The 18,333-nt window shown below is 65.3% G+C and carries 18 protein-coding genes; 11 read left to right on the top strand and 7 right to left on the bottom strand.

Annotated features, from left to right (window positions below; translation table 11 throughout):
- The first annotated feature begins 285 nt into the window (after positions 1 to 285).
- The 8 genes from CYJ07_RS16450 (at position 286) to CYJ07_RS16415 (ending at position 8,756) form a co-directional block, all read left to right on the top strand.
- Positions 286 to 1,476, top strand: a complete 1,191-nt coding sequence (locus CYJ07_RS16450; RefSeq protein WP_104204806.1) for a class I SAM-dependent rRNA methyltransferase — start codon at positions 286 to 288, stop codon at positions 1,474 to 1,476.
- A 1-nt stretch (position 1,477) separates the two neighbouring features.
- Positions 1,478 to 1,792: a putative signal transducing protein gene (locus CYJ07_RS16445; RefSeq protein ID WP_104204805.1), complete on the top strand. Its 315-nt coding sequence runs from the start codon at positions 1,478 to 1,480 to the stop codon at positions 1,790 to 1,792.
- A 1-nt stretch (position 1,793) separates the two neighbouring features.
- Positions 1,794 to 2,234 (top strand): acyl-CoA thioesterase, encoded by a 441-nt coding sequence (locus CYJ07_RS16440; protein ID WP_104204804.1) that lies wholly within the window; start codon positions 1,794 to 1,796, stop codon positions 2,232 to 2,234.
- A 174-nt stretch (positions 2,235 to 2,408) separates the two neighbouring features.
- On the top strand, positions 2,409 to 3,524 hold the full coding sequence (gene ald / locus CYJ07_RS16435; RefSeq protein WP_104204803.1) for an alanine dehydrogenase: 1,116 nt from the start codon (positions 2,409 to 2,411) through the stop codon (positions 3,522 to 3,524).
- A gap of 91 nt (positions 3,525 to 3,615) precedes the next feature.
- A complete protein-coding gene (locus CYJ07_RS16430) occupies positions 3,616 to 4,641 on the top strand; it encodes a tryptophan--tRNA ligase (RefSeq protein ID WP_104204802.1) in 1,026 nt (341 codons plus the stop codon).
- Between the two features lie 117 nt (positions 4,642 to 4,758).
- Entirely contained in the window at positions 4,759 to 5,964 is a 1,206-nt protein-coding gene (locus tag CYJ07_RS16425) for a YeeE/YedE family protein (protein WP_104204801.1), read from the top strand.
- 97 nt (positions 5,965 to 6,061) lie between these two features.
- Positions 6,062 to 7,741 carry an NAD-dependent malic enzyme gene (locus CYJ07_RS16420; RefSeq protein WP_104204800.1) on the top strand — a complete coding sequence of 560 codons (1,680 nt, stop codon included), beginning with the start codon at positions 6,062 to 6,064 and terminating at the stop codon, positions 7,739 to 7,741.
- Between the two features lie 157 nt (positions 7,742 to 7,898).
- Positions 7,899 to 8,756, top strand: a complete 858-nt coding sequence (locus CYJ07_RS16415) for an ABC transporter substrate-binding protein (RefSeq protein ID WP_104204799.1) — start codon at positions 7,899 to 7,901, stop codon at positions 8,754 to 8,756.
- A 78-nt stretch (positions 8,757 to 8,834) separates the two neighbouring features.
- Here the strand turns inward: CYJ07_RS16415 and acnA are convergent, their stop codons facing one another.
- On the bottom strand, positions 8,835 to 11,597 hold the full coding sequence (gene acnA / locus CYJ07_RS16410) for an aconitate hydratase AcnA (protein ID WP_104204798.1): 2,763 nt from the start codon (positions 11,595 to 11,597) through the stop codon (positions 8,835 to 8,837).
- A 168-nt stretch (positions 11,598 to 11,765) separates the two neighbouring features.
- On the opposite strand from acnA, the gene CYJ07_RS16405 reads away from it, so the two are divergent.
- Together CYJ07_RS16405 and trxB are read left to right on the top strand one after the other, a co-directional pair.
- The gene (locus CYJ07_RS16405; protein WP_104204797.1) at positions 11,766 to 11,975 is read left to right on the top strand and encodes a zinc ribbon domain-containing protein; all 210 of its coding nucleotides are present in this window, start codon (positions 11,766 to 11,768) and stop codon (positions 11,973 to 11,975) included.
- Between the two features lie 140 nt (positions 11,976 to 12,115).
- Positions 12,116 to 13,066: a thioredoxin-disulfide reductase gene (trxB, locus tag CYJ07_RS16400; RefSeq protein ID WP_104204796.1), complete on the top strand. Its 951-nt coding sequence runs from the start codon at positions 12,116 to 12,118 to the stop codon at positions 13,064 to 13,066.
- Positions 13,067 to 13,147: 81 nt separating this feature from the next.
- On the opposite strand, the gene CYJ07_RS16395 is transcribed toward trxB, so the two are convergent.
- A complete protein-coding gene (locus CYJ07_RS16395) occupies positions 13,148 to 13,462 on the bottom strand; it encodes a SlyX family protein (RefSeq protein WP_104204795.1) in 315 nt (104 codons plus the stop codon).
- Between the two features lie 49 nt (positions 13,463 to 13,511).
- On the opposite strand from CYJ07_RS16395, the gene CYJ07_RS20790 reads away from it, so the two are divergent.
- Positions 13,512 to 13,976, top strand: coding sequence for a cold-shock protein (locus tag CYJ07_RS20790; protein WP_104204794.1), 465 nt, complete (start codon positions 13,512 to 13,514; stop codon positions 13,974 to 13,976).
- Positions 13,977 to 14,069: 93 nt separating this feature from the next.
- Here the strand turns inward: CYJ07_RS20790 and CYJ07_RS16385 are convergent, their stop codons facing one another.
- Genes CYJ07_RS16385 through dapC form a run of 5 tightly spaced genes read right to left on the bottom strand, consistent with a single transcriptional unit; the run spans position 14,070 to position 18,320 of the window.
- Complete coding sequence (locus CYJ07_RS16385) at positions 14,070 to 14,477, bottom strand: hypothetical protein (protein ID WP_104204793.1); 408 nt, start codon at positions 14,475 to 14,477, stop codon at positions 14,070 to 14,072.
- A gap of 19 nt (positions 14,478 to 14,496) precedes the next feature.
- Positions 14,497 to 15,669, bottom strand: coding sequence for a succinyl-diaminopimelate desuccinylase (dapE, locus tag CYJ07_RS16380; protein ID WP_104204792.1), 1,173 nt, complete (start codon positions 15,667 to 15,669; stop codon positions 14,497 to 14,499).
- Between the two features lie 50 nt (positions 15,670 to 15,719).
- Complete coding sequence (gene dapD, locus CYJ07_RS16375) at positions 15,720 to 16,745, bottom strand: 2,3,4,5-tetrahydropyridine-2,6-dicarboxylate N-succinyltransferase (RefSeq protein ID WP_104204791.1); 1,026 nt, start codon at positions 16,743 to 16,745, stop codon at positions 15,720 to 15,722.
- 31 nt (positions 16,746 to 16,776) lie between these two features.
- Positions 16,777 to 17,121 (bottom strand): Spx/MgsR family RNA polymerase-binding regulatory protein, encoded by a 345-nt coding sequence (locus tag CYJ07_RS16370; protein ID WP_104204790.1) that lies wholly within the window; start codon positions 17,119 to 17,121, stop codon positions 16,777 to 16,779.
- Positions 17,121 to 18,320, bottom strand: coding sequence for a succinyldiaminopimelate transaminase (gene dapC, locus CYJ07_RS16365; protein ID WP_104204789.1), 1,200 nt, complete (start codon positions 18,318 to 18,320; stop codon positions 17,121 to 17,123). Before dapC ends, CYJ07_RS16370 begins: the two co-directional genes overlap by 1 nt.
- Between the last annotated feature and the right edge of the window lie 13 nt (positions 18,321 to 18,333).

Here is an 18,333-nt window from a genome sequence, read left to right as displayed (position 1 = left end):
AATGGCTGCGCGCGCGAATCACTGCGTTGCGCGGTGCTGGAGCGCCAGGGTCGGAATCCTCACATATACCTCATATGCTCCGGTAGACTCGAAGCCTACGGCTTCTCGCCCCTTCGGGGCCATCCTGCGGGTGTTTGTCGCTTCGCTCGGTTCTGTGCTCCGTGCGCCTTGCGACCCACATGGATGTGGGAAGTGCGTTGGTTCGTGGGGAACGAACCTAGCCGCTTCATCTCGCTCGCCGATTTGTTCAGCGCTTCCTTAGTATTCATTTTAACGAGATGAACCATGACCCAGACCCTGCGCCTCAAGAAGAACGCCGATCGCCGCCTCAAGGCCGGTCACCTGTGGCTCTACTCCAACGAGGTCGATACCGAGGCCACGCCGCTCAAGGGGCTCGAGTCGGGCGGCCAGGTGGTCGTCGAAGCCGCTAACGGCAGGGCGATGGGGGTGGCCTACGTCAACCCCAACTCGCTGATCTGTGCCCGGGTGGTGTCGCGCGACCCGGCCATGCGCCTCGACCGTTCGCTGCTGGTGCACCGCTTCAACCAGGCGCTGGCCCTGCGCCAGCGGCTCTACGCCAAGCCGTTCTACCGGCTGGTGCACGGCGAGGGCGACCTGCTGCCGGGGCTGATCGTGGACCGTTTCGACGACGTGCTGGTGGTGCAGCTCAACACGCTGGGCATGGAGCGCCTCGCCGAGGAGGTGGTGGCCGCGTTGGACAAGGTGCTCACGCCGCGGGTCATCGTGTTCAAGAACGACTCCTCGGGCCGCCGCCAGGAGCAGCTCGAACGCCTGGTCACCGTGGCCAAGGGCGAACTCGACGGCCCCGTGCCGATGGAAGAGAACGGCGTGCGCTTCCACGTGCCGGTGCTCGACGGGCAGAAGACCGGCTGGTTCTTCGATCACCGCGCCAACCGCGCCTGGCTCAATGGCCTGGTCGCGGGCAAGCGGGTGCTCGACGTGTTCAGTTACATCGGTGGCTGGGGCGTGCAGGCGGCGGCTCACGGCGCCCGGGAAGTGCTGTGTGTGGACGCCAGCGGCCAGGCATTGGAGCGAGTGGCCGAGAACGCCGCGCTCAATGGCCTGCACGAGCAGGTGGCGGTGGGCGAGGCCGATGCCTTCGAGGCGCTGACGGCGCTCAAGGCCGACGGCGAACAGTTCGACGTGGTGATCCTCGATCCGCCGGCCTTCATCAAGAAGCGCAAAGACATTCCCAACGGCGAGCGTGCCTATGCCAAGCTCAACCGGGAGGCGATGCGCCTGCTGGGTCGGGATGGTCTTTTGCTGTCCGCCTCCTGCTCCATGCATCTGGCGCCGGAGCGACTGATGGAGGTGGTGCGCGGCGCGGTGCGTCACCAGGACCGTCACGGACAGGTGCTCTACCAGGGGCATCAGGCGGCCGATCACCCGGTGCATCCGGCAATTCCCGAAACCGCCTACCTGAAGGCACTGGGCGTAAGGGTTTTCAGGGATTGAGATGATCGGCTACGTTCGGGTCTTCGCCCACTCCAATGCGCTGCTGGTCAGTCACGTGCGCAACCTGCTGGCAGCGGCGAACATACCCGTGGAGCTGCGCAACATGGTGCTGGGCGGCGGTGCGGGTGAGCTGCCGCTGGGTGAATGCGAGCCGGAGGTCTGGGTGGCGCCGCACAACCGCGAGCGTGCCGATGCCATCATTCGCGATGCCTTGGCGGGCAGGAGCGAGGCCCCGGAGTGGATCTGCCCATCCTGTGGCGAGTGGCTGGAGGGCGTCTTCGAGGCTTGCTGGCAATGCAGCGACAAGGAGGAGTGACATGCGCGACGCGTGGGACCTGCCCGACCCGTTCGTCATCGAGATCGAAGTCGGCACTTCGTCCATCGACGAGTATGGCCACGCCAACAACGCCGAGTACCTGCGTTGGGTCGAGCAGGTGAGCTGGGCCCACTCGGAACGCCTGGGACTCGATCTGGCCCGCTATCGCGAGCTGGACCGTGCCATGGCCGTACATCGCCACGAGCTCGACTACCTGGCTCCCGCCTTCGATGGCGATCGGCTGAGGCTGGCCACGTGGATAGTCGGCTGCGATGGTCGCCTCACCCTGACCCGCCGCTTCCAGCTGCTGCGCTCCGCCGACGATCGAACCCTGCTTCGGGCGCGCACCCGATTCGCCTGTATCGAACTCACCAGTGGCCGGCCGCGGCGGCTCCCCGAGGAGTACGTGGCCGTTTATGGCGGTGCGCTCATTGCCGAGTGATGCTGAGGATTTTTTCGGCAATCCTCTCCTTCGAATGACGATTTTCTGATCCAAATAGCGGTTTCGTGTGTTTTTGCCGTTCTTTGTTTCCGGTACTTCATGTTTTGACTGCCTGTGATGTAATGCGCGTGTCGTATACCTAACAACGTGCAGTAAACGCTCAGGAGGTGCTTCATGAAGATCGCCGTGCCGAAGGAAATCAAAAATCACGAATACCGCGTCGCCCTGACGCCCACGGGGGCTCGTGAGCTGGTGTCCCGCGGCCATTCGGTCACCGTTCAGGTCGGGGCCGGTGAAGGCGCTGGCTTCTCGGATGCCGATTATGAGGCGGCCGGGGCCGGCATTGAGGCGAACGTGGACACCCTCTGGCGCGATGCCGAGCTGATCCTCAAGGTCAAGGAACCGCAGTCGGAAGAGGTGGCCCGCCTGAGCCGTGGCCAAACCCTGTTCACCTACCTGCACCTGGCGGCCGAGGAGAAGCTTACCCGCGGCCTGATGGAGAGCGGGGCCACCTGCATCGCCTACGAAACCGTCACCGATCGGCAGGGCGGTCTGCCGCTGCTGGCCCCCATGAGCACTGTGGCCGGCCGCATGGCGGTGCAGGCCGGCGCCCACAGCCTGGAGAAGGCCCAGGGCGGCTCCGGCGTGCTGTTGCCCGGCGTACCCGGCGTGGCCCCCGGCAAGGTCGCCGTGATCGGCGGCGGCGTGGTGGGTGAGAACGCCGCGCGCATGGCGCTGGGCCTGGGCGCCGAGGTGACCGTTCTCGACAAGTCGATCCCGCGCCTCGAAGTGCTCGACGACCGCTATCAGGGCCGCATGAAAACCGTCTTCTCCACCGCCGATGCCATCGACGAGGCGGTGCGCGAGAGCGATCTGATCGTCGGCGCCGTGCTGATTCCCGGGGCCGCCGCGCCCAAGCTGATCACCCGCGCCATGCTCGCCGACATGAAGCCCGGCAGCGTGCTGGTGGACGTGGCCATCGACCAGGGCGGTTGCTTCGAAACCAGCAAGCCGACCACCCACGCCGAGCCGACCTACATCGTCGACGGCATCGTCCACTACTGTGTGGCCAACATGCCGGGCGCAGTGGCGCGTACCTCGACCCAGGCGCTGACCAATGCCACCATGCCGTTCGTCATCGCTCTGGCCGACAAGGGCTGGAAGCGGGCGCTGGCCGACAATGCGCATTTCCTGCCCGGGCTCAACGTCCAAGACGGCCAGGTCACCTACCGCGCCGTGGCCGAGGCCTTCGGCCTGGAGAGTGTCGATCCCGCTAGCCTGGTGAGGTAACGGCCGGGCTTGGTTGAAGAGGGGGCAAGTCGCCTTGACTGCCCCCTCGCGTTACCATAGCGGGCATTTCCGCTAGCAGAGTCCGCTTTCCATGAGTGCAGCATCCCCGAAGACCCGCGTTCTCACCGGCATCACCACCACCGGTACGCCCCACCTGGGTAACTACGTCGGAGCGATCAAGCCCGCCATTGCCGCGAGCCAGGATCCGAGCGTGCAGTCCTACTACTTCCTCGCCGACCTGCATGCACTGATCAAGTGCCAGGATCCCAAGCGCGTCCAGGAGTCGCGCCTGGAGATCGCCGCCACCTGGCTGGCGCTGGGGCTCGATACCGACAACGCCATCTTCTATCGCCAGTCGGACATTCCCGAGATTCCCGAGCTGACCTGGATGCTCTCCTGCGTCTGCGCCAAGGGCTTGATGAACCGCGCCCACGCCTACAAGGCGGCGGTGGCCGAGAACGAGGCCGCCGGCAACCAGGATCCCGACAAGGGCATCACCATGGGGCTGTTCGGCTACCCGGTGCTGATGGCCGCCGACATTCTCATGTTCAACGCCAACAAGGTGCCGGTAGGTCGCGATCAGATCCAGCACATCGAGATGGCCCGCGACATGGGGGGGCGCTTCAACCATCTCTATAAGGGTGAGTTCTTCACCTTGCCCGAAGCGGTGGTGGATGACGATGTGGCGGTGCTGGGCGGTCTCGACGGACGCAAGATGTCCAAGAGCTACAACAACACCATTCCGCTGTTCGTCTCCGAGAAGAAGCTGCTCAAGCTGGTGCGCAAGATCAAGACCAACTCGCTGGAGCCCGGTGAGCCCAAGGATCCGGAGGGTTGCACCCTGTTCCAGATCTACTCGGCCTTCGCCAACCGTGAGGAGCGCGAGGCGATGCGTCGCGAATACGCGAATGGCATCGGCTGGGGCGAGGTCAAGAATCGCCTGTTCGAACACCTCAACGAACAGCTGCGCGAGCCCCGTGAGCGCTACGTGGCGCTGATGGAGGACCCCGGGCACATCGAATCCGTGTTGCTGAAAGGCGCCGAGCGAGCCCGCGCCGAAGCCGCTCCGTTCATGGACAGGCTGAGGCAGGCCGTGGGGCTCGGTCGCTTCGCATAAGCAACACAGAGCGACTTCTCAGGGCGCCCAGGGGCGCCCTGAGTCGTTCATGGCGCTGCCTGGCGCAAGGCTGTCGGGCTTGCCACGCTGGAGGAATCGACAGAAGGAGGAATTGACATGGCGACTGCAGTCGATGCACAGCGGCCTCGTCGCGTATCCCAACTGCTGGGAGCGGCGATGCTGGCCGGGGCACTGGTCGTGGGGCTCGCCTTCGGCACTCGCCTGGGCCTGCTGATGCTCGTCGGTGCCGCGCTCGGGGTCTCGCTCTATCATGCCGCCTTCGGCTTCACCGCCGCCTGGCGGGTCTTTATCGGCGAGCGCCGCGGACGCGGCCTGCGCGCCCAGATGGTGATGCTGGCCATCGCCGTGGTGCTGTTCTTCCCCGCATTGGGAGCGGGCAACCTATGGGGCCAGGGCGTGTCCGGTTTCGTTGCGCCGATCGGGGTTTCAGTGGTGGTGGGCGCGTTCCTGTTCGGCATCGGCATGCAGCTCGGCGGCGGCTGTGCCTCGGGAACGCTGTTCACCGCTGGCGGCGGCAACGCGCGAATGGTGATCACATTGCTTTTCTTCATCGTCGGTTCGCTGATCGGTACCGCCCACTTCGCCTGGTGGACGGCGCTGCCTGCCTTCCAGCCGATGTCCTTGGTTCATACGTTCGGTGCCGGCGGCGGTATCGCCGTGAGTCTGATCCTGTTCGGCGCGATCGCTGCCCTCACGGTCTTGATGGAAAAACGGCGCCATGGGCAGCTCGAGGAGGCGCCCCGGGCCGACCTGCGTGCGAAACGTTGGCTCACCGGCCCCTGGCCCCTGCTGCTCGGCGCGGTGGCACTGGCGCTGCTCAACTTCGCCACTCTGGCGCTGGCCGGGCGTCCCTGGGGTATTACCTCGGCCTTCGCCCTGTGGGGTGCCAAGGCCTTCGAATTCCTCGGCGGCGATGTCAGCCAGTGGGGCTACTGGCAGAATCCCGACAATGCCGCGGCGCTGCAGGCCAGCGTCTGGAGCGACATCACCACGGTGATGAACGTGGGCATCATTCTCGGCGCCATGCTGGCCGCCACCCTGGCGGGGCGCTTCGCGCCGACCCTGCGCATTCCGCTCGGTTCGGTGATGGCGGCGGTGTTCGGCGGGCTGATGCTGGGCTACGGCGCCCGTCTGGCTTTCGGCTGCAACATCGGCGCTTACTTCAGCGGCATTGCTTCGGGCAGCCTGCATGGCTGGGTGTGGCTGGTGGCGGCTTTCGCCGGCAACATGCTTGGCGTGCGGTTACGCCCGCTGTTCTTCGATCGTCCGCCCGGCGAGAGGACCCGGGCCAAGGTGAGCTGAGTCGGGGCGTCGTCGCGGCGGCGCCGTGGTACAGTTAGCGCAAAGCGCCGCCAGAGCGCTTACGGCCCGGATTCCAGTCACCGTATCGAGATCAGAGATGTCCACCGAAACCAAGCGTCCACTCTACATTCCCTATGCCGGCCCCTCGCTGCTCGAGATGCCGCTGCTGAACAAGGGCAGCGCCTTCAGCCGCGAGGAGCGGTTCGAGTTCAACCTGATCGGGCTGCTGCCGCAGAACGTGGAATCCATCGAGGAGCAGGCGGAGCGGGCCTACCGGCAGTACCGCCAGTGCCATAGCGACCTGGACCGCCATATCCATCTGCGTGCGATACAGGACGACAACGAGACCCTCTACTACCACCTGGTCATGGAGCATCTCGAGGAGATGCTGCCCATCATCTACACCCCTACCGTGGGGCAGGCCTGCGAGGAGTTCTCCAACATCTACCGCAGCCACCGCGGCCTGTTCGTCAGTTATCCGGACCGCGAGCGCATGGACGACATCCTGCGCAGCGCCACCAAGGACAATGTCAAGGTGATCGTGGTGACCGACGGCGAGCGCATCCTCGGCCTCGGCGACCAGGGCATCGGCGGCATGGGGATTCCTATCGGCAAGCTGGCGCTCTATACCGCCTGCGGCGGCATCAGCCCCGCCTATACGCTGCCGATCACGCTCGATGTGGGCACCAACAACCAGACTCTGCTCGACGATCCCATGTACATGGGCTGGCGCCATCCGCGTATTTCGCAGGAGGAGTACGACGCCTTCCTCGACGAGTTCATCGCCGCGGTGAAGCGCCGCTGGCCCAATGTGCTGCTGCAGTTCGAGGACTTCGCCCAGGCGAACGCCGTGCCGCTGCTCGAGCGCTATCGCAACGAACTGTGCTGCTTCAACGACGACGTGCAGGGCACCGCGGCGGTATGCGTGGGCACGCTGATGGCGGCCTGCCAGGCGCGCGACGAGACCATCGCCGATCAGCGCGTGGTGTTCGTCGGCGCCGGCTCCGCCGGCTGCGGCATCGCCGAGCAGGTGGTGGTGGCGATGCAGGCCGAGGGCCTCTCCGAGAAGGAGGCCCGCCGCCGGGTGTTCATGGTCGACCGCGAGGGCCTGGTGACGACGGATCAGGCCTGGCTGCGCGACTTCCAGCGTCGCCTGGCCCATGACCCGGCGCTCGTCGAAGGTTGGGAGGATCAGTCCCTGCTCGAGGTGGCGCGCCACGTGAAGCCCACGGTGCTGATCGGCGTCTCCGGCCAGAAGGGCTTGTTCAGCGAGGAGGTGGTTCGGGCCATGCACGCCGGCTGTGAGCGCCCGGTGATCATGCCGCTCTCCAACCCCACGTCGCGCGCCGAGGCGACGCCCTGGGACGTGCTCAACTGGACCGACGGCCAGGCGCTGGTGGCTACCGGCAGCCCCTTCCAGCCGGTGGTCTACGACGGCAAGACCTACCCCATCGCCCAGTGCAACAACGCCTATATCTTCCCCGGCATCGGCCTCGGCGTGGTGGCCAGCGGTGCCCGGCGCGTCACCGACGCCATGCTGATGTCCGCCTCCCGCGCGCTGGCCCGTGAGGCGCCGCTGGTGAGGGAAGGCGAAGGCTCGTTGCTGCCGCCGCTCGCGCAGATCCGCGAGCTCTCCAAGGCGATCGCCTTCGACGTCGCCGCCCAGGCCCAGCAGGAGGGCGTGGCGCTGCGTACCGATGGCATCAAGTTGCGGCGGGCCATCGAGCGCAGCAGCTGGACGCCGGAGTATCGCGCCTATCGTCGCCGTTCGTTCTGAGCGCACGGATGCTCGCCCCGCTCCAGACCAGCGGGACGCGGGGCGGGCCTGCGATGCGCAACGCGCAACGCGCCGTTCGGGCGCGTGAGCGGGACAGTGGCATCGGCTTGTGAAATGATAGCACTTGTTATCAATTCTCATTTCAAGGAAGCCCGATATGCCACACAAGCTGCTCGCCGCCACGCTGCTGTCTCTGGTTGGCGGCTCGGCCCTGGCTGCCGATGAGCGCATCGCCGTATACGACCTGGGGAGTCTCGACACTCTCGACTCGCTGGCGCTCGAAACCCACGTGGTGGCCGTACCCAAGCAGAGCCTGCCTGACTACCTGAAGCACTTCGAGGCGAATGCCTACGTCGATATCGGCGGGCTCCGCTCGCCCGATCTCGATGCCCTGGCCGCCGTCGAACCTTCACTGATCGTCATGACCGGGCGGCAGAACGATTGGCGCGAGGCGTTCGAGCGCATGGCGGATATCCACGATGCCGGCTTGAGCGGCGACACGTATCTGGCCGGTGTAGAAGCCAACGTGCGGCGTCTCGCGGAGCGGCTGAATGCCGGTGAGCGAGCCGAGGCCGCTTTGCGAGAGTTGCACGATGCGCTGGAAGCCGCCCGCACTAGCCTGAGCGCAACCGCCGAGGTACTGGTGGTCACACACAACGGGGGCAACCTGGCGCTCAACGCCCATCCGGTGGTGCATGAAGTGCTTGGCCTGGCACAGCCGAGCCTGCCGGAAGGCGTCACCAGCGAGACTCGCGGTGAACGCACCTTCACGCCGCTATCTCCTGAGGCGATCGCCCAGATGTCGCCCGAGGTGGTGTTCGTCATCGACCGCAGCGCCGCCATCGGCGATGAGCCGGTGAAGCTCGAGACGCTGCGTCAAAGTCTCGAGGAGGCGGGAGGGGCCGATATCCGCCTGGCCATGCTCACTCCCGAACTCTGGTACCTTTCCGGTGGCGGGCTTGAGAGCCTGCGTCTGCAGGTCGAGGAAGTGGTCGCCGCTCTGGCGAGCGAATGAGATGTAGCGCAGTGAACCGAAAAGGCCCCGTCGGTTGTGCGACGGGGCCTTTCGCTTGATTGTGTGGGTGGAGAGAGCTTATGCGGCGCCGATCATCCGACGCATCACATAGTGCAGAATGCCGCCGTGGCGGTAGTACTCCAGTTCGTTGGCGGTGTCGATGCGGCACAGGGCCTCGATGCGTTTCTCGCCCTTGTCGCTCTTGACGGTGACCGTCACCTTGCCGCCCGGGGTGAGGTCTGCCAGACCCTCGATGGAGATCGTCTCATCGCCGGTCAGGCCGAGGCTCTTGCGGTCCTCGCCCGCAGGGAACTGCAACGGCACCACACCCATGCCGATCAGGTTAGAGCGGTGGATTCGCTCGTAGGATTCGGCGAGTACCGCGCGCACCCCGAGTAGTCGGGTTCCCTTGGCCGCCCAGTCCCGGGAGGAGCCGGTACCGTACTCCTTGCCGGCCACCACGACCAGTGGCGTACCCTTTTCCATGTACTTCATGGCCGCATCGTAAATGGCCATCTGCTCGCCGCTGGGCACGTGGCGGGTTTCGCCGCCGACCACGCCGTCTAGCATCTCGTTGCGGATACGCACGTTGGCGAAGGTACCACGCATCATCACCTCGTGGTTGCCGCGGCGCGAGCCGTAGGAGTTGAAGTCCACCGGCTTGATACCATGCTCCTGCAGGTAGCGTCCGGCGGGGCTGTTGGGCTTGATGGCGCCGGCCGGCGAGATGTGGTCGGTGGTCACCGATTCGCCCAGCAGGGCGAGGATATGGGCGTTCTCGATATCCTCGATGGGCTCGGGATCGCGGCCCATGCCCTCGAAGAAGGGCGGGTGCTGAATATAGGTCGAATCCGCCGACCATTGGTAGACCTTGCTCTGGGGTACGTCGATGGCCTTCCATACTGCGTCGCCTTCGAATACCTCGGCATACTCCTTGCGGAACATGTCGGTGTTGACCTTCTCCACGGCGTCGGCGATTTCCGCCTGGGAGGGCCAGATGTCCTTCAGGTAGACGGGATTGCCGTCCTGGTCCTCACCGAGCGGCTCCTGTGTCAGGTCGAGGCGCACGTTACCGGCCAGGGCGTAAGCCACCACCAGCGGCGGCGAGGCGAGCCAATTGGTCTTGACCAGTGGATGGATGCGTCCCTCGAAGTTGCGGTTGCCCGAGAGGACCGAGGCCACGGTGAGATCGCCATCCTCGACGGCCTTCTCGATGGGCGGCGGCAGCGGGCCGGAATTGCCGATGCAGGTGGTGCAGCCATAGCCCACCAGGTTGAAGCCCAGCGCGTCGAGGTCGTCGTTCACACCGCCCGCCTCGAGGTAGTCGGTGACCACCTTGGAGCCCGGAGCCAGCGAGGTCTTGACCCAAGGTTTGGTCTTGAGTCCCTTGGCTAGCGCATTTCGCGCCAGCAGGCCAGCGGCCATCATCACGCTGGGGTTGGAGGTATTGGTGCAGGAGGTGATCGCGGCGATTACCACCGCGCCAGGGTTGAGCGTGAACGTTTCGCCCGCGTAGGTGACCTCCTGGCTGTCGGGGTGGTGGAACACGCTGTGATCGTGGCTTTCGGCGGCATTGACGGCGGTCTGGCCGCCCTCGGCGTCCATGCGGCGCTTCTCTTCCCTCTTGGGCTCTTTGGCCGGGTCGCCCTCGATGAGCTTCTCGAACGTGGTCTTCATGTCAGCCAGCGCCACCCTGTCCTGGGGACGCTTGGGCCCTGCCAGGCTGGCTTCGACCTCGGTCATGTCCAGGTGCAGGGTGTCGCTGAAGACCGGCTCCTCGCCCGGATTCCGCCACAGGCCTTGGGCCTTGCTGTAGGCCTCGACCAGCGCCACCTGGCTGTCATCGCGGCCGGTAAGGTGCAGGTAGCGCAGGGTTTCGTCATCCACCGGGAAGAAGCCGCAGGTGGCGCCGTACTCGGGTGCCATATTGGCGATGGTGGCGCGGTCGGCCAGCGGCAGGTCGGACAGACCGTCGCCGTAGAACTCGACGAACTTGCCGACCACGCCGTGGCTACGCAGCATCTGGGTGACTGTCAGTACCAGGTCGGTGGCGGTGATGCCCTCCCGGAGTTTGCCGGTCAGCTTGAAACCCACCACCTCGGGAATCAGCATCGACACCGGCTGGCCGAGCATGGCAGCCTCGGCCTCGATACCGCCTACCCCCCAGCCGAGCACGCCGAGCCCGTTGATCATGGTGGTATGGGAGTCGGTACCCACCAGGGTGTCGGGATAGGCGAATATCTTGTCCTCCTCCTCCTTGGTCCACACTGTCCTGCCCAGGTACTCGAGGTTGACCTGATGGCAGATGCCGGTACCCGGCGGAACCACTCTGAAGTTGTCGAAGGCCTCCTGGCCCCAGCGCAGGAACTCGTAGCGTTCGCGGTTGCGCTCCATCTCGATGGCGACGTTGTCCTTGAAGGCGGTGGGGTTGCCGAATTTGTCGACCATCACCGAGTGATCGATGACAAGATCCACCGGCGAGAGGGGATTGATACGCGCGGGATCTTCGCCGAGCTTCTCGACGGCGGCACGCATCGAGGCCAGGTCTACCACGCCTGGAACGCCAGTGAAGTCCTGCATCAGCACCCGAGCCGGACGATAGCCAATTTCGCGACTGGAGCGCCCGCCCTGCTGCCAGTCGACCAGCGCTTGCATGTCCTCACGCGCCACGCTTGGGTCATTGGCGAAGCGCAGCTGGTTCTCCAGCAGGATTTTCAGTGTCTTCGGCAGCCGGTCGATGCTACCCAGCGCATCGGCCGCCTTCGGCAGGCTGTAGTAGTGATAGGTAGTGCCGCCGGCGTCCAGCGTCTGCAGTGTGTCCGGCATCTCGTCACGGCTCATGAGGGCCTCCTGTCACGGTTGAGAACGGTCCTTTTCGTACTCTCGTCTTTAACACATGGTCATGATAGGTCCCCCTTTCAAGCGCTGCCCAACGTTTCTATGCTGTCCGTGAGCGTATGTGCCGCGTCGCTCTCCAGTCGGAGGGCGCCGTGGCAAGGAGTTTGTGTGATGCATGAGGAGCACCTCGACAGTCATCCGGTGCACTGCCCCTACTGCGATATGCCCTTCGATCTGTTGATCGACGTCTCCCAGGGCAGCCACGAGACATGGGAGGACTGCCCCTATTGCTGTTCGCCGATCCAGCTACGGGTGGCGGTCTCGCTGGCCAGCGGCGAACTCGAGGGACTGGTCCTGGGGCGCGATGACGAAGTGCTCTGACGAGCGCCACTCGACACCACCCCTCTCGGCGTCGGTGCTGGTACAATGACGGCATTCGCTACCCCGGCCGACTGCGTCGAGCGTGTCGCCGGACGAGCCATCTACGTCTCATCCCGTTAGCCAGTTGCGAGGTTCTCCGCATGAGCGAAGCGCGTCACGAACGCCTGATCATTCTCGGCTCCGGCCCGGCCGGCTATACCGCCGCCGTCTACGCGGCGCGGGCCAATCTCAAGCCGGTGCTGATCACCGGCATCCAGGCCGGTGGGCAGCTGACCACCACCACCGACGTTGACAACTGGCCCGGCGACGACGCCGGCGTCCAGGGGCCGGAGCTCATGGAACGCATGAAGCGGCATGCCGAGCGTTTCGATACCGAGGTGCTGTTCGACCATATCCACGAGGTGGAACTGCGCCAACGGCCCTTCACCCTCAAGGGCGACACTGGCACCTACACCTGCGATGCGCTGATCATCGCCACCGGTGCCAGCGCCCGCTACCTGGGGCTGCCCTCCGAGCAGCAGTTCATGGGTCAGGGCGTCTCGGCCTGCGCCACATGCGACGGTTTTTTCTATCGCAACAAGGAGGTCGTGGTGGTGGGCGGGGGCAATACCGCCGTGGAGGAAGCGCTGTACCTGTCGAACATCGCCTCCAAGGTGACCTTGGTGCACCGTCGCGACACCCTGCGCGCGGAGAAGATCCTGCAGGATCGGCTACGTGAAAAGGCCGAGAGCGGCAATGTGGTACTCGAATGGAATCACGTAGTGGAGGAAGTGCTGGGCGATGCCACCGGGGTGACCGGCGTGCGTATCCGCTCCACCGTCGACGACAGCGTGAAGGAGATCGAGGTCCCCGGCGTGTTCATCGCCATCGGCCACAGCCCCAACACCGGCATCTTCGAGGGCCAGCTGGAGATGAACGACGGCTATATCAAGGTGAAGTCGGGCCTTGAGGGCAACGCCACCGCCACCAGCGTGCCGGGTGTGTTCGCCGCCGGCGACGTCATGGATCACGTCTATCGTCAGGCGGTGACTTCCGCGGGCACTGGCTGCATGGCGGCTCTGGACGCCGAACGGTACCTCGACGAGCTTTAAGCTTCGGGCTTCGGGCTTCGGGCTTCGGGCTTCGGGCTAGGCTGTGCTCGTAGCTCGTAGCTCGTAGCTCGTAGCTCGTTGCTAGTAATGCGGCGGTAACTCGTCTTCGGGCCGCGGCGTGCTCATCTCCGCTTCCTGCAGCGCCTGCTGCTGGTCGCGCAGTTTCTCCTGCATCAAGGCATTGATCCGCTCAAGCTGGGCCAGGCGTCTTTCCTGGCTGGCCACGGCTTCGTCCAGCGTATCCAACCAGTGCTCCTGATGGGCGATACGACTCTCCAGCGTCTCCAGACGGGCTGCGAGCGCCTGAGAAAGGCTCATGCTAGAATCGTCGCGCTGCGTGTCGCTGTTCATCGTGACACCTTCTTCGGGCGGTGAGGCTTCGGGCCGCGTCGTCATCGGACTTCCTGTTTCGTCATTCCACACAACAAGTGAGCAATACGGATCCATGAATCGCAAGGTTATCTTTCGCTGTACGTTGATCAGTCTGCTGCTGGCCGCCCCGGCGCCGCTGTTGATCGCCCTTTCCCTCGGCCTGGCCGATGTCGGCCTGCCTCGTCAGCTTCTCACTCTGCTCGAAGTCGGCGGTGTCGCGGTGGCCTATCTCGCCGTGGCCGCCGCCGTCTTCGTGTTGCTGCTCATCGCCACGTTGGCGACGCATGCGTTGAGCCCGCAACTGGCGGTGTTGGCCGCGGTGGAGAGCGACGACCGCGAGATTGGCGAGGTCAAGTGGTTCAACGTCAACAAGGGCTACGGTTTCATCAAGCGCGAGAGCGGCGAGGACGTGTTCGTGCATTTCCGCGCCATCCGCGGTCGTGGGCATCGTACCCTGGCCGAGGGGCAGAAGGTGCGCTATCACGTAATCGAGAACGAGAGGGGGTTGCAGGCCGACGATGTCACGGTAATTACTTAGGTGGTGATAAAAAGCGGCCGCGCTTGCCAGCTTTCGCGGGCTGTTACGGCTTCAACGACATCGCCCCGCTTCGGCGGGGCGATGTCGTTTCTGTCACTGGCCGGAGTCGGGCCATTCGATGACGCCTTCGCTGCCGTCGGGCAGCACGCGCCAGAAGCGATCGGGGTCGTCGCCGGGCTGCCAGCCGCCCAGCGAGCAGCGCACCTCGCAGCCGAGCCGACCGGCGGCTTCGCGGGCGCAGTCGGCATCGCGCGGCCAAGGGGTATGGCCGCTGTCGAACCACAGGCTGGCGAAGCCATCGGCGGCCTTCTCGACCAGCAACACCGGCACGCTGTGTCCATCACGATGGCCGCGAGTTTGCCACTTGTTGCGTCCCGCGGTGCGCAGCGGCGCGGCATCCAGCGTCTCGCCCAGCCAGGCATTCAGTGCTTCCAGCGGTGCCTGGCGGAGGTAGACCTCGATGTCCGGATAGCGCGTATCGCTGTGGTGCTGGTCTGGCATGGCATTCTTCCTCGGGCGCTCAGGGCCGGGCACTGCCGTTGACGAATAGCCGGGCCAGGATCGTTTCATAGATCCGGCTCAGATCGTCGAGATCGGCGGCGTGCACGCACTCGTTGGCCTGGTGGATGGTGGCGTTGCGTGGTCCCAGTTCTACTACCTGGCTACCCAGCGTGGCAATGAAACGGCCATCGGACGTGCCGCCGCTGGTCGAAAGGCGGGGTTGACGGCCGAGCACCGTTTCCACTCCGTGAAGGGCGGCTTCCACCAGTTCGCCTTCGGCGGTCAGGAAGGGCTCGCCGTTGAGCGTCCAGTCGAGTTGGTACTCGAGGTTGTGGCCATCGAGTATCGCCTCGGTGCGTGCCCGAAGCTGCTCGTGGGTCACTTCGGTGGAAAAGCGGAAGTTGAACACCACTTCCACGTCGCCGGGAATCACATTGGTGGCGCCGGTGCCAGCGCGAAGATTGGAGATTTGGAAGCTGGTGGCCGGAAAGAAGGCGTTGCCGCTGTCCCAGTGTTCCTGCACCAGGGCATCGAGTGCCGGCAGCGCCTGGTGAATCGGGTTGCGCGCCAGGTGCGGGTAGGCGACGTGACCCTGGATACCCTTGACGTGCAGTACGCCGCCCAGCGAGCCGCGCCGGCCATTCTTGATCACGTCGCCGAGCACATCGGTGGATGAGGGTTCGCCGACGATGCAGTAGTCGAGGCGTTCGTTGCGCTCGCGCAGATGCTCGATCACCGCTCGCGTGCCATCCACCGCGGGGCCCTCCTCGTCGGAAGTGATGAGAAAGGCGATACGGCCGTGATGGTCGGGGTGAGTGCTGACGAAGCGCTCCACGGCGGTGATCATCGCTGCCAGGCTGCCTTTCATATCGGCCGCGCCACGGCCTCGCAGCATGCCGTCTGCGTCGATGACGGGCTCGAACGGCGGTGTCTGCCAGTGAACGTGGGGGCCGCTCGGCACCACGTCGGTATGACCCGCGAAGGCCAGCACGGGGCCGTGATGGCCATGCGTGGCCCAGAAGTTCTCCACGTCGCCGAAGGGCAGGCGCTCGATATGGAAACCGAGTCGCTCCAGGCGTTCGATCATCAGCGCCTGACAGCCGCAGTCGTCGGGCGTCACCGAAGGACGGCGGATCAGCTCCGTGGCCAGGGCCAGGGTGGGGGAGAGGTCGGAGGTCGTCGTCGAGGACATTCAGAATTCCGGGAGGGGCGGGCGGCGCCGGGTGACGCCGCCTTCGCGCCTCAGTTGTGGGCGTGCAGCGCTTCGTTCAATGCGATGGCGCTCTTGTTGGTCAGACACTCGATGCGCCCGTTCTGCGAGTTGCGGCGTAACAGCAGATCGCTCTGGCCGGCCAGTTCTCGAGCCGCCACGGTCTTGACCTCCTGGCCTTGGTCGTCGAGCAGGGTGACCTTGGCGCCGGCAGTGATGTAGAGCCCGGCTTCGACGGTGCAGCGATCGCCCAGCGGAATGCCGATACCGGCGTTGGCGCCGAGCAGGCAGCCCTCGCCCACCTTGATGACGATGTTGCCGCCGCCGGATAGGGTGCCCATGGTAGAGCAGCCGCCGCCCAGGTCGGAGCCCTTGCCCACCAGCACGCCGGCCGAGATCCGGCCCTCGATCATGCCGGGGCCCTCGGTGCCGGCGTTGAAGTTGACGAAGCCCTCATGCATGACGGTGGTGCCTTCGCCGAGGTAGGCGCCCAGGCGTACCCGCGCGGTATCGGCAATGCGCACCCCGCTGGGCACCACGTAGTCGGTCATCTTGGGAAACTTGTCGACGCAATCCACCGACAGGGGGCGGCCCTCCAGGCGCGCCTTGAGACGGCGGGCCGGCAGCTCCTCGATGTCGATCGGTCCTTCGCTGGTCCAGGCGACATTGCGCAGCAGGCCGAACATGCCGGTAAGATCGACGCCGTGCGGCTTGACCAGGCGCTGCGACAGCAGATGCAGCTTGAGGTAGACCTCCGGGGCGCTCTGCGGCGGCAGGTCCGTTTCCAGGAACATGGCGATCAGCGGCCGCTGGCTGGCCGCCAGCGCCTCGACCAGTTCAGCCTGGGCGGTATGGCCGGCTTCCTTGAGCGCGGCGCCGAGCTCGGCGCAGTGCTCGGGCAGGAAACTGACGGCGCTGTTGCCGGCGGGGACGTCGAGCACCTTGCCGACGGCCTCCACCAGGTTGGCATCGGGCTTGAGCAGCGGTGCCGGATAGTAGATCTCCAGCCAATCGCCCTGGGTGTTCTGGGTGCCGATTCCGAAGGCAAAACTCAGCATTTGGTGTCCTCACGTCTTGTCGGGGAGGGCATCAGCCCTTGAGGTCGTCATAGTCGCCGTCGCGATAGCCAATGCGTATCTCGTCGCCGGTATCGAGCAGCGGTCGCTTGAGCAGGGTGGGATTCGCCATGATCAGCGCACGAGCCTTGTTGGCGTCGATGTCCTGCTTGTCCTCCTCGGGGAGGTTGCGCCAGGTGGTGCTGCGCCGGTTGATGGCTTCCAACACCGGGACGCGTTCGAGGATGTGTTCGAGCAACGCCGCGGAGAGACCGTCCTCGCGCAGATCATGGACTTGATAAGGAAGGCCCTTCTCGTCCAGCGCCTTGCGTGCCTTGCGGCAGGTATCGCAATTCTTGATCACGAAGAGAGTTGCCATCATGAGCTCCTTTCAATGAAACGGCGAATCCGATGGGCAGCTTCTACCGTTGCTTCGAGTTCGGCCACCAGTGCCAGGCGTACCCGCCCGCGACCGGGATTGATGCCGTCGTGACTCTCGCGCCCCATGTAGGTGCCGGGCAGTACGCTGACGTGCTCCCCGGCAAACAACGCCCGGGCGAAGGCTTCGTCGTCTGCCCCCGGCACCGACGGCCATAGGTAGAAACTGGCCTCGGGCATGGGAAATTCAAGTACTGGGGCGAGGATATCGGTCACTGCGGCGAACTTGTCGCGGTAGGCGTCGCGGTTGGCGCGGACGTGGCACTCATCGCTCCAGGCGGTGATCGAGGCGTGCTGCAGCGGCAGCGACATGGCGCAGCCATGGTAGGTTCGGTAGCGCTTGAACGGGGCGATCAGCGCGGCGTCACCCGCCACGAACCCTGAGCGCAGCCCCGGCAGATTGGAGCGCTTGGAGAGCGAGTGGAACACCAGGCAGCGGCGATAGTCATGGCGGCCAAGGGCGGCACAGGCCTCGAGCAGGCCCGGCGGCGGGGCGCTCTCGTCGAGGTAGAGCTCGGAATAACACTCGTCGGAGGCGATGATGAAGTCGAACTCGTCGGCAAGCGCGATTAGCTTCTCGAATTCGGCCCGCGGCGTCACCGCACCGGTGGGGTTGCCCGGAGAGCAGAGGAAGGCGATCTGCACCTCGCGCCAGACATCGGCCGGAACGGCGTCGACATCAGGGCGAAACCCGTTCTCGGCGCGACAGTCGAGGTAGAGCGGCTGGCCGCCCGCTAGCAGGGTGGCGCCCTCGTAGATCTGGTAGAAGGGATTGGGCATCGCGACCCGCGCCGGGCGGGTGCGGTCCAGTGCGGCCTGGACGAAAGCGAAGATCGCCTCGCGCGTGCCGTTGACCGGCAGCACCTGACGTTCGGAATCGAGCCCTTCGAGCCCGAAGCGCCGCGTGGCCCAGCCGGCGATCGCCATGCGCAGCTCATGCATCCCGGCAGTAGCCGGATAGCGGGCGAACTCCTGCTGGTGGGCCTGCAACGTTTCCAGCGCGGCGGCAAAGGGTGCGTGCTGCGGCTCGCCGATGGTCAGCGGGATGTGGGCCAATCCAGCAGGCGGCGTCACGCCGCTCTTGAGGGCGGCGAGCTTCTCGAAGGGGTAGGGCTTCAAGGCGTCGAGATCGGGGTTCATCGGTGTCCAGGCG

Source organism: Billgrantia saliphila, assembly GCF_002930105.1.
GTDB classification, from domain to species: Bacteria; Pseudomonadota; Gammaproteobacteria; order Pseudomonadales; family Halomonadaceae; genus Halomonas; species Halomonas saliphila.
This window is presented reverse-complemented; position numbering and strand designations above follow the sequence as displayed.

What these genes read in the sequence shown, in the direction of transcription:
- CYJ07_RS20790 (WP_104204794.1), top strand. Translation starts at nt 13,512, where the DNA reads ATGAATCGCAAGGTTATCTTTCGCTGTACGTTGATCAGTCTGCTGCTG.
- CYJ07_RS16420 (WP_104204800.1), top strand. Translation starts at nt 6,062, where the DNA reads ATGTCCACCGAAACCAAGCGTCCACTCTACATTCCCTATGCCGGCCCC.
- CYJ07_RS16450 (WP_104204806.1), top strand. Translation starts at nt 286, where the DNA reads ATGACCCAGACCCTGCGCCTCAAGAAGAACGCCGATCGCCGCCTCAAG.
- CYJ07_RS16440 (WP_104204804.1), top strand. Translation starts at nt 1,794, where the DNA reads ATGCGCGACGCGTGGGACCTGCCCGACCCGTTCGTCATCGAGATCGAA.
- CYJ07_RS16430 (WP_104204802.1), top strand. Translation starts at nt 3,616, where the DNA reads ATGAGTGCAGCATCCCCGAAGACCCGCGTTCTCACCGGCATCACCACC.
- acnA (WP_104204798.1), bottom strand. Translation starts at nt 11,597, where the DNA reads ATGAGCCGTGACGAGATGCCGGACACACTGCAGACGCTGGACGCCGGC.
- CYJ07_RS16415 (WP_104204799.1), top strand. Translation starts at nt 7,899, where the DNA reads ATGCCACACAAGCTGCTCGCCGCCACGCTGCTGTCTCTGGTTGGCGGC.
- dapC (WP_104204789.1), bottom strand. Translation starts at nt 18,320, where the DNA reads ATGAACCCCGATCTCGACGCCTTGAAGCCCTACCCCTTCGAGAAGCTC.
- CYJ07_RS16445 (WP_104204805.1), top strand. Translation starts at nt 1,478, where the DNA reads ATGATCGGCTACGTTCGGGTCTTCGCCCACTCCAATGCGCTGCTGGTC.
- CYJ07_RS16425 (WP_104204801.1), top strand. Translation starts at nt 4,759, where the DNA reads ATGGCGACTGCAGTCGATGCACAGCGGCCTCGTCGCGTATCCCAACTG.
- CYJ07_RS16370 (WP_104204790.1), bottom strand. Translation starts at nt 17,121, where the DNA reads ATGGCAACTCTCTTCGTGATCAAGAATTGCGATACCTGCCGCAAGGCA.
- trxB (WP_104204796.1), top strand. Translation starts at nt 12,116, where the DNA reads ATGAGCGAAGCGCGTCACGAACGCCTGATCATTCTCGGCTCCGGCCCG.
- CYJ07_RS16385 (WP_104204793.1), bottom strand. Translation starts at nt 14,477, where the DNA reads ATGCCAGACCAGCACCACAGCGATACGCGCTATCCGGACATCGAGGTC.
- dapD (WP_104204791.1), bottom strand. Translation starts at nt 16,745, where the DNA reads ATGCTGAGTTTTGCCTTCGGAATCGGCACCCAGAACACCCAGGGCGAT.
- ald (WP_104204803.1), top strand. Translation starts at nt 2,409, where the DNA reads ATGAAGATCGCCGTGCCGAAGGAAATCAAAAATCACGAATACCGCGTC.
- dapE (WP_104204792.1), bottom strand. Translation starts at nt 15,669, where the DNA reads ATGTCCTCGACGACGACCTCCGACCTCTCCCCCACCCTGGCCCTGGCC.
- CYJ07_RS16405 (WP_104204797.1), top strand. Translation starts at nt 11,766, where the DNA reads ATGCATGAGGAGCACCTCGACAGTCATCCGGTGCACTGCCCCTACTGC.
- CYJ07_RS16395 (WP_104204795.1), bottom strand. Translation starts at nt 13,462, where the DNA reads ATGACGACGCGGCCCGAAGCCTCACCGCCCGAAGAAGGTGTCACGATG.